2 protein-coding genes are annotated in these 13,637 nt (G+C 74.4%); both read left to right on the forward strand.

Annotated features, from left to right (window positions below):
• Positions 1–7: 7 nt before the first annotated feature.
• On the forward strand, positions 8–6,223 hold the full coding sequence (locus ACFWZ2_RS42335; protein ID WP_384555140.1) for an amino acid adenylation domain-containing protein: 6,216 nt from the start codon (positions 8–10) through the stop codon (positions 6,221–6,223).
• Positions 6,223–13,637 (forward strand): amino acid adenylation domain-containing protein (locus ACFWZ2_RS42340; protein ID WP_384555139.1); only part of this gene is annotated, 7,415 nt, incomplete at its 3' end. The genes ACFWZ2_RS42335 and ACFWZ2_RS42340, both read left to right, overlap by 1 nt.

Genomic DNA, 13,637 nt, shown 5'->3' on the forward strand with positions numbered 1-13,637 from the left:
GGAGGGCCTGCGCGAGCCGGTCCAGGTCGTGTGGCGCCGCGCCACCCTGCCCGTCACCGAGCTCGCCCTCGACCCGCACGGCACCGACCCGGTGGCCGAGCTGGTCGCTATCGGCGGCGCCTCGATGGACCTGAGCCGGGCCCCGCTCCTGGGTGCCCATGTCGCCGCCGACCCCGGCGGCGACCGCTGGCTGGTCCTCGTCCGCATGCACCACACGGTCCGCGACCACACCGCGCTCCAGGTCGTCCTCGACGAGGTGCGGGCGTTCCTCGCGGGGCGCGGCGCCGAACTGCCCGAGCCGCTGCCGTTCCGCGACTTCGTCGCCCAGGTACGCGGCGGGGCCGACCGGGCCGGGCACGAGCGCTACTTCGCCGAGCTGCTCGGCGACGTCACCGAGCCCACGGCCCCGTACGGGATGGCGGACGTGCGCGGCGACGGTGCCGACACCGTCCACGAAGTCGTCCCGTTCCCCCCGGAGCTGGACCGGCGCCTGCGCGCGGTCGCCCGCCGCCTCGGCATCAGCACGGCGACCGTCCTGCACGTCGCCTGGGCCCGGGTCCTCGCCGCCGTCAGCGGCCGCCAGGACGTGGTGTTCGGGTCGGTCCTGTACGGACGGCTGAACGCGGGTGCCGGAGCCGACCGCGTGCCCGGCCCGTTCATGAACACCCTGCCCGTGCGCGTACGGACGGCCGAACGGGGCGCGCTGGCGGCGGTCTCCGCGATGCGCGGCCAGCTCGCGGAGCTGCTTGAGCACGAGCACGCGCCGCTGGTCGTGGCGCAGCGCGTCAGCGGAGTCACCGGCGACACCCCGCTGTTCACGTCCTTCCTCAACTATCGGCGCAACCCGGGCCGTGCCGTCGACGAGGGCATGGACGGGCTGCGGCTCCTGTCGGTGCGCGAGCGCACCAACTACCCGCTGGTGGTCCTGGTCGACGACTACGGCGACCGTACCGAGGTGGCGGTCGACTCCGTCGCGCCCATCGACTCCCGCGCGGTCGGCGTCCTCGTGCGCACCACCACGCAGCACCTGGTGTCCGCGCTGGAGGCCGCGCTCGACGGCGGCCCCGACGTGCCGCTCGGCGCGATCGAGGTCCTGCCCGAGGACGAGCTCCGCCGGGTGCTGGTGGAGTGGAACGACACGGCGTGTGGGACTCCGGCCGGGCTGGAGCATGAGTTGTTCGAGCAGCAGGCCGCACGTACGCCGGGGGCCGCCGCTGTCGTCGTCGAGCACGTCAAGGTCTCGTACGCCGAGCTGGAGGCGCGGGCGAACCGGATCGCGCATTACCTGATTGGTCAGGGGATCGGGGCCGAGTCGGTGGTGGGTCTGTGCCTGCCCCGGGGCGCGGACATGATCGCGGCGATTCTGGGTGTGTGGAAGGCGGGCGCGGGCTATCTGCCGATCGATCCGGAGCAGCCTGCTGACCGCGTGGCGTTCATGCTGCGGGACAGCGGTGCTGCGCTGGCGCTGACGACCGAGGAGATTCTGGACGAGCTTCCGGCCGGCCGTTCTCGTCTGGTTGCGATCGACGACGCGTTCGTGGAGATGCAGTTGGCGGCGGCGTCGGCGGAGGCTCCGGGGGCGGTGGTGGATCCGCGGTCGCTTGCGTATGTGATCTATACCTCGGGTTCGACCGGTCGGCCCAAGGGTGTGGCGGTCACGCATGGTGGTCTGGCGAATTACATCGCCTCGGTGCCGGGGCGGGTGGGTTTCGGTGGTGGGGGTGTGCGGTACGCGCTGCTCCAGGCGCAGGCGACGGACCTTGGCAACACGGTGGTCTTCGCGAGCCTCGCGACCGGTGGTGAGCTGCACATCCTCGAAGAGGGTGCGGTCACCGATCCGCAGGCGGTGGCGGCGTATCTGGCCGAGCACCGGATCGACCATTTCAAGGCCGTGCCCTCGCACCTGGCCGCTCTCTCGGCCGCCGGCGGCGCCGAGGCCGTCCTTCCGGGGCGCTCCCTCGTCCTCGGTGGCGAGGCCCCGTCGCCCGCGCTGGTCGCGGAGGTGCTCGCGGCGGCGGGTGACCGCGAGGTCCACAATCACTACGGGCCGACCGAGACCACGATCGGCGTGGCGACGACCCGGCTCACCGCCGACCGCGTCGCCGACGGTCCCGTCCCGGTCGGCACCCCGGTCGCCAACACCCGCTTCTACGTCCTGGACGAGCGGCTGCGGCCGGTCGCGCCTGGCGTCGTCGGCGAGCTGTACGTCGCGGGGGCCCAGCTGGCGCGCGGCTACGTGCGCCGGGCCGGCCTGACCGCCGAGCGGTTCGTCGCCTGCCCCTTCGAGCAGGGACAGCGGATGTACCGCACCGGCGACCGGGCCAGGTGGACGGCGGACGGTGAGGTGGTCTTCCTCGGTCGCGCCGACGCCCAGGTCAAGATCCGCGGCTACCGGATCGAGCCCGGCGAGGTCCAGGGCGTGCTGACCGGCCACCCGCTGGTCGCGCAGGCCGCGGTGGTCGCCCGCGAAGACACCCCGGGCGACCGGCGTCTGGTCGCATACGTCGTGCCGAACGACCGGCACGAAGGGGGCGACGAACTCCCGGATGCCGTCAGGCGGTTCGCGGGCCGGCGGCTGCCCGAGCACATGGTGCCGTCCGCGGTCGTCGTCCTCGACGCCCTTCCCCTGACCGGCAACGGCAAGCTGGACCGCAAGGCCCTGCCTGCCCCCGACTTCGCGGCCATCGCCGGGGCGGGCCGTCCCCCGGCCGACGTGCGGGAGGAGATCCTGTGCATGGCCTTCGCCGACGTCCTCGGCTTGGAGAGCGTGGGCGTCGACGACGACTTCTTCGAGCTGGGCGGACACTCGCTGGTGGCGGTGCGCCTGGTCGAGTTCCTGCGCCGGCGCGGTGTCTCCATCTCCGTGCGCACCCTGTTCGACAACCCGACCGTCGCGTCCCTCGCGGCATCCGCCGGTAGGGACCAGGTCGTCGCCCCGAACAACCTGATCCCGGCCAGCGCCACCGAGATCACCCCTGGGATGCTGCCGCTGGTCGACCTTTCCGCCGACGAGGTCGCCGCGGTCGTGGCCACCGTCGAGAGCGGCGCGGCCAACGTCGCGGACGTCTACCCGCTGGCTCCGCTCCAGGAGGGCCTGCTCTTCCACCACATGCTGGCGGACGGCGGCGACGACGCGTACGTGATGCCGGCGGTCCTGGAGTTCGACTCGCGCGCGCGGCTCGACGCCTTCGTCGACGCTCTGCGGCGGGTGGTGGACCGGCACGACATCTACCGGACCTCCTATGTATGGGAGGGACTGCGCGAGCCCGTACAGGTGGTGTGGCGCCGCGCTGCGCTGCCCGTCACGGAGGTTGCCCTGGACCCGCACGGCACCGACCCGGTCGCCGAGCTGGTCGAGGTCGGCGGCGCGCGCATGGAGCTGGGCCAGGCCCCGCTGCTCGACCTGCACGTCGCGGCCGTTCCCGGCACCGACCCGGAGCGCTGGTTCGCGCTGATCCGCGCCCACCACATGGTGCGCGACGGCACCGCGCTGGAGGTGCTCCTGGAGGAGGTGACGGCGTTCCTCGACGGGCGGGGCGACCAGCTGCCCGAGCCGCTGCCGTTCCGCACCTTCGTCGCCCAGGCACGCGGCGGCGTCGAACGCGCCGAGCACGAGCGGTACTTCGGCGAACTGCTGGGCGACGTCACCGAGCCCACGGCCCCGTTCGGCCTGCTGGACGTGCGCGGCGACGGCGCCACCCTGGCGCGGGCGCGCCTCGCGACCGCCCCCGAGCTGAGCGCGCGGCTGCGGGACGTGGCGCGGCGCGCGGGCGTGAGCGCGGCGACCGTGCTGCATGTCGCCTGGGCCCGGGTCCTCGCCGCCGTGTCCGGCCGCGACGACGTGGTCTTCGGCACGGTCCTGTTCGGCCGCATGAACGCGGGCGTGGGCGCCGACCGGGTGCCCGGACCGTTCATCAACACGCTTCCCGTGCGCGTGCCCACCACCCGGCTCGGCGCGCTGAGCGCCATTACCGCCATGCGCGGCCGGCTGGCGCGCCTCCTGGAGCACGAGCACGCGCCGCTGGTGGTGGCGCAGCAGGCCGCCGACCTGACGGGTGACGCCCCGCTGTTCACCGCCTGCCTCAACTACCGGCGCAGCATCGGCGAGGACCTGGACGCGCGCTGGAACGCGTCCCTACCGGGCACCAAGCTGCTGTTCACGCGTGAACGCACCAACTACCCGCTCGCGCTGCTCGTCGATGACGACGGGGAGGGCATCGAGCTGATCGTCGACGCGGTCGCCCCGATCGACCCGGAGGCGGTCGCCGCCCTCGCGCGTACTGCCGTCGAACACCTGGTGCAAGCCGCCGAGAACGCCCTGGACGGCGGGCCCGACCTGCCGCTGAGCGCGGTCCAGGTCCTTGGCGAGGCCGAGCGCCGCCGGGTGCTCGCCGAGTGGAACGACACTGCGGCGGAGGTGCCGCCCGCGGTGGTGCCCGAACTGTTTGCGGCGTGCGTGCGGGCGACGCCCGACGCGGTCGCCGTGGCGTCCGACGGCGCCCAGCTCACCTACGCGGAACTGGACGCGCGGGCCAACCGGCTGGCCCGGTTCCTGATCGGCCATGGCGTGGGACCCGAGTCCGTGGTCGCGGTCGCGCGGGAGCGCGGCGTCGACATGATCGTCACCCTGCTCGGTGTCCTCAAGGCGGGCGGCGCCTATGTGCCGGTCGACCCGGAGTACCCGGCGGAACGCATCGCCTTCATGGTGCGGGAGTCCGGCGCGGTGGCCGTCCTGACCTCGGCGCGGTGCGCGCCCGCGGTACCGGTCGGGACCGGTGCGCCCGTGCTGGTACTCGACGGGCCGTCGCTCGCGGCGGAGGTCGAGGCGCTGGACGGCGGTGCCGTGACCGACGCGGAACGGAGCGCGCCGCTGCGGCCCGCCCACCCTGCGTACATGATCTTCACCTCGGGCTCGACGGGCGTGCCCAAGGGCGTGGTGGTCACGCACACCGGCATAGCCGGCCTGGTGGCCGCGCAGATCCAGCGGCTCGACGTCGGCGCCGACAGCCGGGTTCTGCAGTTCGCCTCGCCGGGCTTCGACGCGGCGACCTGGGAGCTGGTCATGGCGCTGTGCTCGGGCGCGCGCCTCGTGGTCGCCCCTGCCGAGACGCTGCTGCCGGGCGGCGGGCTCGCCGAACTCGTGGCGCGCCACGGGGTAACGCACGCCACGCTGCCACCCGCCGTCCTGTCCGTACTGGAACCCGATGACCTCGCCCCGGTCACCACGCTGGTCTCGGCCGGTGAGGCGCTCGGCGCCGAACTCGTCGCGCTCTGGTCGCGCGGCCGCCGCTTCGTTAACGCCTACGGGCCGACCGAGACGACGGTGTGCGCGACGATCTCCGACGCCCTGCGCGAGGACGACGACCGGCCCGGCATCGGTACGCCGATCACCAACTCCCGGGTGTACGTCCTCGATGCGAGCCTCACCCCGGTCCCGGTCGGCGTCGACGGAGAGCTGTACGTCGCGGGCGCCGGCCTCGCCCGCGCCTACGCGGGCCGCCCGGCCCTGACCGCGGAACGGTTCGTGGCCTCGCCCTTCGACGGGGCGGGGGAGCGGATGTACCGGACCGGCGACCGGGTCTGCTGGACCGCGGACGGCCGACTGGTGTTCGCCGGCCGCGCCGACGACCAGGTCAAGATCCGCGGCTTCCGCGTCGAGCCGGGCGAGGTCCAGGCTGTCCTGGCGGCGCATCCCGGCGTCACCCAGGCCGCCGTCGCGGTCCGCGACGACGGCGCGAGCGGCAGGCGGCTGGTCGGCTACGTCGTGCCCGGCCGGCCCGCCGACGCCGAACTCGCCTCGGGAGTGAGGAAGTTCGCCGAGGCGCGGCTGCCCGAGCACATGGTGCCGTCCGCGGTCGTCGTCCTCGACGCCCTGCCGCTGACGGCCAACGGCAAGGTGGACCACAGGGCCCTGCCCGACGCCGGACCCGCCGTCACCGCGGGCCGCGCGCCCACCACCGAGCGGGAGAAGGTCCTGTGCGCGGCATTCGCCGAGGTGCTCGGCCTGGAGAGCGTGGGCGTCGACGACGACTTCTTCGCCCTTGGCGGGCACTCCCTGCTCGCCGCCCGCCTCACCGGCCGACTGCGGACGGTGCTCGGTCTCGAGGTGCCCCTGCGGGTGCTCTTCACGGCGCGGACGGTGTCCGGCCTCGTACGACAGCTTGGAAATGTGAGCTCTGCTAGGCCCGCGCTGCGGCCGATGCGTAACCAGGAGGAGTCCTGATGATTCCGTTGTCATTCGCGCAGCGTCGGCTGTGGTTCATCTCCCAGTTGGAGGGCCCGAGCCCGGCCTACAACATCAGGGTCGCGCAACGGCTGAGCGGCGCGGTGGACCGCGCGGCGCTGGAGGCGGCCCTGCAGGACGTGATCGGCCGCCACGAGATCCTGCGTACCGTCTACGGTGTCGCGGCCGGCGAGTCCTACCAGCGTGTCCTGAAGGCCGAGGACCTCGACTGGCGGCTGGCGGCGGCCGACGTCACCCCGGGCGACCTCGACGCGCGGATCGCCGCCGCCGTCGGGTACGCCTTCGACCTCACCGCCGAAGCGCCCGTCAGGGCCTGGCTGTTCACGACCGCGCCCGACGAACACGTGCTCGTCATGGTCGTCCACCACATCGCGGGCGACGGCTGGTCGATGGGCCCGCTGGCCCGCGACCTGTCCACGGCCTACGCGGCGCGCGTGAACGGCGAGGCCCCGGCGTGGGAGCCGCTGGCCGTGCAGTACGCGGACTACACCCTGTGGCAGCGCGAACTGCTCGGTGACGAGAGCGACCCCGAGAGTCTGGTCTCCCGCCAGACCGCCTACTGGCGCCAGGCGCTGGCGGACGTGCCGGAGGAGCTGGAGCTGCCGTACGACCGGACGCGTCCCGCCGTCCTGGGCCACCGCGGCCACACCGCCCCCTTCGAGCTGTCGGCCCGGGTGCACGCGCGCTTCGCGGACGTCGCGCTCGCCGAGGGCGCGACCCTGTTCGCCGCGCTCCAGGCCGCCCTCGCCGTGACGCTGTCCCGGCTTGGCGCGGGCACCGACATCCCGATCGGCTCCGTCAACGCGGGGCGCGGCGATGACGCCCTCGACGACCTGGTCGGCTTCTTCGTCAGCACCCTCGTGGTCCGCACCGACCTGTCGGGCGACCCGACGTTCCGCGAACTCCTCGCCCGGGTGCAGGAGGCGAGCCTGTCGGCGTTTGAGCACCAAGACGTCCCCTTCGAGAAGCTGGTCGAGGAACTCGCCCCGACCCGCTCGCTGGCCCGGCACCCGCTGTTCCAGGTCATGCTGATGCTCCAGAACACCGGCGAGGCGGCGCTGCGGCTGCCCGGAATCCAGGCCGAGCCCGTGCTCACCGGGGACTCCGCCGCCAAGTTCGACCTGGAGATCGGCATCGGCGAGACGTTCGACGCCGACGGCGCCCCGGCCGGGCTGCGCGGCACCGTCATCGCGGCCGCCGACCTGTTCAACGCCGCGTCCGTCCAGTGGCTCGCCGAGCGGCTCGCCCGCGTCGTCGAGGCCCTCGCTGACGCCCCGGACACCCGGATCGGCGACGTACGGACGCTGGACGACGCCGAACTGCACCAGGTGCTGCACGAATGGAACGACACCGGGACCCAGGCTCCGGCCGCCACCCTGCCGGAGTGCTTCGAGGCCCAGGCGGCCCGCACGCCCAACGCGGTCGCCCTCGTCGATGGCGAGGACACCCTCACCTACGCGGAACTCGACGCCCGCGCGAACCGGCTCGCCCGCCTGCTCGTGGACCGGGGCGTCGGCCCCGAGTCCGTCGTCGCGGTCCAACTGGAGCGCGGCGCGGACCTGGTGGCCGCGCTGCTCGCCGTGGTCAAGGCCGGGGGCGCCTATCTGCCGCTGGACCCGGAGTACCCGCGGGAACGCATCGCGTACATGCTCGCCGACGCGCGGCCCGTGTGCGTGCTCACCAGCGTGGCCTGCGCCCCCGCCCTACCCCGGTCGACGGACGACGCGATCCTGGCCGTCGACGACGCCCCCGTACGGGAGAAGCTGGCCCGCCTCGACGCGGCGGCCCCCACCGGCGCCGGGCGCCCGGCGCCGCTCCTGACCCGGCATCCCGCGTACGTCATCCACACCTCGGGGTCGACCGGCCGCCCCAAGGGCGTCGTCGTCAGCCACGAGGCCCTGGTCAACCACCTGTACGCCGCCGCCGAGCGCGTCCCGCTCGGCATGGGGGACCGCCTGGTGGCCGTGACCACGGTGTCCTTCGACATCGCCGCCCTCGAACTGTTCCTGCCCCTCGTCTCCGGCGCCGCCGTCGTGCTCGCCCGGCGTGAGACGGTCCGCGACCCCAAGGCCCTCCTCGACATGGTCCGCACCAGCGGCGCGACCGCCCTGCAGGCCGTGCCGTCCCTGTGGCGGGCGCTCCTCGACGCGGGCGACTGGCCCCCCGCGGTGCGCGCCCTCGTCGGCGGCGAGGCCCTGCCCGAGGAACTGGCCGCGCGGCTGCACGCGCTCGGCGTGCCGGCGGTGAACCTGTACGGGCCCACCGAGGCCACCATCTGGACCACCTCCGCCGAGATCGGCGAAGGCCCCGTCGTCATCGGCAGCCCCTTCGCGAACACGCGCGCCTACGTGCTCGACGCCCGGCTGCGCCCCGTGGCCACCGGCGCGACGGGTGAGCTCTACCTCGCGGGCGCCCAGCTGGCGCGCGGCTACCTGGGCCGCGCGGCCCTGACCGCCGAACGGTTCGTCGCCTCGCCGTTCGTCCCCGGCGAGCGGCTGTACCGCACCGGGGACCTCGCGCGCTGGCGCCCCGGCGGCGTGCTCCAGTGCCTGGGCCGCACCGACGGCCAGGTCAAGGTCCGCGGCTTCCGGATCGAGCCGGGCGAGATCGAGGCGGTCCTCGAACGCCACGCCCGGGTCGCCCGCGCCGCCGTCGTCGTCCGCGAGGACACCCCGGGCGACGCCCGCCTGGTGGCCTACGCGACACCCGCGGGCGGCGAGGAGGAACCGGACGCCGCCGAGCTGCGGGCCCACGTCGGAGCCAGCCTGCCGGGCTACATGGTGCCGTCCGTGCTGCTGGTGCTGGACGCGCTGCCGCTGACGGCGAACGGCAAGCTCGATCGCAAGGCGCTGCCCGAGCCCGAGTACGCGGCGGGCGCGGGTCGGGGCCCGGCGGACCTGCGCGAGGAACTGCTGTGCGCGGTGTTCGCCGAGGTCCTGGGCCTGGAACGGGTGGGCGTCGAGGATGACTTCTTCGCCCTGGGCGGCCACTCGCTGCTGGCCGTCGAACTCATGGGCCGGATCAGGGCTGCCCTGGGCATCGACGTGCCCGTGCGGGCGCTGTTCCAGACCCCGACCCCGGCCGGGCTCGCCGCCTCGGCGGGCACGGCCCTCACCCCTGTACCGCCGAATCCGCTCCCGGCGGACGCGACCGCGATCACCCCCGAGATGCTGCCGCTGGTCGACCTGACCGCCGGCGAACTCGCTGCGGTCGTGGCCACCGTGGACGGCGGCGCCGCCAACATCGCCGACGTCTACCCGCTGGCCCCCCTCCAGGAGGGGCTCCTCTTCCACCACCTGCTCGCCGACGGCGGCCAGGACGCTTACGTCCAGCCCACGGTCCTGGAATTCGACTCGCGGGACCGGCTTGACGCGTTCACCCACGCCCTGCGCCAGGTGGTGGAGCGGCACGACATCCTGCGCACCTCCGTCGTCTGGGAGGGCCTGCGCGAGCCGGTCCAGGTCGTGTGGCGCCGCACCACCCTGCCCGTGGAGGAAGTCGCCCTGGACGCCCGGGGCGGCGACCCGGTCCGGCAGCTGCTCGCCGTCGGCGGCGCCGCGATGGACCTGTCGCGGGCCCCGCTGCTCGGCGTGCACATCGCGGCCGACCCCGCGGGCAGCCGCTGGCTGGCCCTGGTCCGGGTCCACCACATGGTGCAGGACCACACGGCGCTCGAAGCCGTACTCGACGAGGTACGGGCCTTCCTCGACGGGCGCGGCGCCGAACTCCCCGAGCCCGCGCGCTTCCGCGACTTCGTGGCCCGCGTGCGCGGCGGCCTCGAACGCGCCGACCACGAGTCGTACTTCGGGGAGCTGCTCGGCGACATCACCGAGCCCACCGCTCCCTACGGCCTGGTGGACGTACGGGGCGACGGCGCCGGCTCGTCCCGCGCCCGCATCCCCCTCGCGCCGCACCTCGGCGCGCGCCTGCGGGACGTCTCCCGCGGCGTGGGCGCGAGCTCCGCCACCGTCCTGCACCTCGCCTGGGCCCGGGTCCTCGCCGCCGTCAGCGGCCGCGACGACGTGGTGTTCGGCACCGTCCTGTCCGGCCGCATGAGCGCCGTCGGCGGCGCCCGCCAGGCCCCCGGCCCGTACGTCAACATGCTGCCCGTGCGCGTGCGCACCGGCGAACTCGGCGCCCTGGCTGCCCTCTCCGCGCTCCGCGAGCAGCTCGCCCGGCTCATGGAGCACGAGCACGCGCCGCTCGCCACTGCCCAGCGGGCCAGCGGCGTCACGGGCGACACGCCCCTGTTCACCTCCCTGTTCAACTACCGGCGCGGCACCGCGGGCGGCAGGGTGGACGGCGACGGCCTCGACGGCATCCGCACCCTCTTCGCCCAGGAGCGCTCTAACTACCCCCTCGCCGTCTCCGTCGACGACGACGGCGACGCGCTCTCGCTCGCCGTGGACGCGCGGACCCCCGTCGACCCGCACGCGGTCGGCGCCCTGCTGCACACCGCGCTCGCCGGTCTCCTTGACACCCTCGACGCGGCCGCCGACGGCGCCGTGGACCGGCCGCTGACCGACGTCCCGGTCCTGGACGAGGCTCAGCACCACCGGATCCTGGCTGAGTGGAACGACACCGCCGCCGAGGTGCCGCCCGCCACTTTCCCCGAGCTGTTTGAGGCCCAGGCCGCGCGCACCCCCGACCAGGTGGCCGTCGCCGCCGACGGCGACACCCTCACCTTCGCCGAACTGGACGCGCGCGCCAACAAGGTCGCCCGGCTGCTCGCCCGCCGGGGCGTCGGGCCCGAGTCGGTCGTCGGCGTGTGCCTGGAGCGCGGCACCGAACCGGTCGTCGCCCTGCTCGGCGTCCTCAAGGCCGGAGGCACCCACCTGCCCGTCGACCCCGGCTACCCGGCGGACCGCATCGCGTACATGGTCCAGGACGCGGCGCCCTCCGTGATCCTCGCCACGACCGGCACGGCCGCCGCCCTGCCCGCCTCCGGCGCCACCGTGCTCGACCTGGACGACGAGGCCACCGCCGCCGAGCTCAGCGGGCTCCCGGACGGTCTGCTTGGCACCGAGATCCGCCCCGAGCACCTGGCGTACGTCATCTACACCTCGGGCTCGACCGGCCACCCCAAGGGCGTCGCCGTACTGCACCGGGGACTCGCCAACCTCGCCGCCTTCCAGCGCGCCGGAACCCTCGCGCGCTCCGGGTTGCGCATGCGCGTGGCACTGACGTACTCCCTGTCCTTCGACGCCTCCTGGGAGCCGCTGCTGTGGATGGCCGCGGGCCACGAACTCCACATCGTTCCCGACGACGTACGGCGCGACACCACCGCACTGGCCCGCTACGCCGACGCCCGGCGCATCGACCTGATGGTGGTCACTCCCGTCCAGGCCGAACAGCTCCTCGACGAAGGACTCCTCGACGGCTCCGCGCACCGGCCCCGCGCGCTGCTCCTCGGGGGCGACGCCGTCGGCAGCGCCCTGTGGGAGCGGCTGCGGGCGGCCGACGGGACGCTGGGCTTCAACTTCTACGGCCCGACCGAGGCCACCGTGCACGTGCTCTGCCACGACACCGACCAGGGCGAGCGCCCACTGATCGGCCGCCCCCTGCCCAACACCCGCGCCTACGTCCTTGACGGCCGCCTCGGCCCCGTCGCCCCGGGTGTCGTCGGCGAGCTGTATGTGTCCGGCGCGGGCCTGGCCCGCGGCTACCTGGGCCGCGCCGCCCTGACCGCCGAACGGTTCGTCGCCAACCCCTTCGAGCGGGGCACCCGCATGTACCGCACCGGCGACCTGGTGCGCCAGGACGCCGAGGGCCGCGTGGAGTACCTGGGCCGCGCCGACGACCAGGTCAAGATCCGCGGCTACCGCATCGAGCCCGGCGAGGTCGAGGCCGTGGCGGCCGCGCACCCGGGCATCGCGCAGGTGGCGGTCGTCGCCCGCGAGGACGCCCCCGGGGACCAGCGCCTGGTCGCCTACGTCGTGCCCGCCGAGGACGCCGCCGGAATACCCCGTTCGGTCCGCGAGTTCATCGCCGCGCGGCTGCCCGAGCACATGGTGCCCGCGGCGGTCGTCGCACTGGACGCCCTGCCCCTGTCGGCCAACGGCAAACTCGACCGCGCCGCCCTGCCCGCACCCATGTACCCGGCGAGCGCGGGGCGCGGCCCCGCCACGCTCCACGAGGAGCTGCTGTGCGCCGTGTTCGCCCAGGTCCTGGGCGTGCCCCGGGTGGGCGTCGACGACGACTTCTTCGCGCTCGGCGGGCACTCGCTGCTCGCCACCCGGCTCATCAGCCGGGTGCGTACGGCCCTCGGCCTTGAGGTGCCGCTGCGGGGCCTGTTCGAGACGCCCACGGTGGCCGGGCTCGCGGCCAGACTCGACGGCGCCGCGTCGGCCCGCACCGCGCTCGCACCGGTGGAGCGCCCCGAACAGATCCCGCTCTCCTTCGCCCAGCGCCGCCTGTGGTTCGTGGGCCAGCTGGAAGGCCCGGGCGCGACGTACACCATCCCGGTGGCGCTGCGCCTTTCGGGCGCCCTCGACCGGGACGCGCTCGGCGCGGCCCTGCGGGACGTGATCGGCCGGCACGAGGTGCTGCGCACCGTCTTCGACGTGGCGGACGGCGAGCCGTACCAGCGGATCACGGCCCTGGGCGACCTGGCCTGGGAGCTCTCGGTGGCCGAGGTGGCCCCGGTGGAGCTGGACGAGGCGGTCGCCGAGGCGCTGGCGCGCCCCTTCGACCTGGCCGCCGAAGCGCCCGTCAGGGCATGGCTGTTCGCAACCGCCCCCGACGAGCACGTCCTCGTCATGGCCGTGCACCACATCGCGGGCGACGGCTGGTCGATGGAGCCGCTGGCGCGTGACCTGTCGGTGGCGTACGCGGCGCGGCGCGCGGGCCGGGCGCCCGAGTGGCAGCCGCTGCCGGTGCAGTACGCGGACTACGCGCTGTGGCAGCGGGAGCTGCTCGGCGACGAGCGGGTCGCGGACAGCGTGATCAGCCGCCAGGTCGCCCACTGGCGCCAGGCGCTGGCGGGCGCTCCGGAGGAGCTGGAGCTGCCGGCCGACCGTCCGCGGCCCGCCGTCCCCTCCCACCAGGGGAATAACATCCCCCTGATGGTTCCGGCGGAGGTGCACGCCCGTCTCGTGGAGGTGGCCCGTGCCGAGGGTGTGACTCCCTTCATGGTGCTCCAGGCCGCCCTGGCGATACTGCTGTCGAAGCTGGGTGCGGGCACGGACATACCGATTGGTTCGGCGAACGCCGGGCGTACGGACGAGGCGCTGGACGACCTGGTCGGCTTCTTCATCAACACGCTTGTGCTGCGCACGGACCTGACCGGCGACCCGACGTTCCAGGAGGTCCTGGGGCGCGTACGGGAGGCGACGCTGTCGGCGTTCGAGCACCAGGAGGTGCCGTTCGAGAAGCTGGTGGAGGAGCTGGCGCC

Origin of the sequence: Streptomyces sp. NPDC059002, from assembly GCF_042740435.1 — a bacterium.
Taxonomy (GTDB): domain Bacteria; phylum Actinomycetota; class Actinomycetes; order Streptomycetales; family Streptomycetaceae; genus Streptomyces.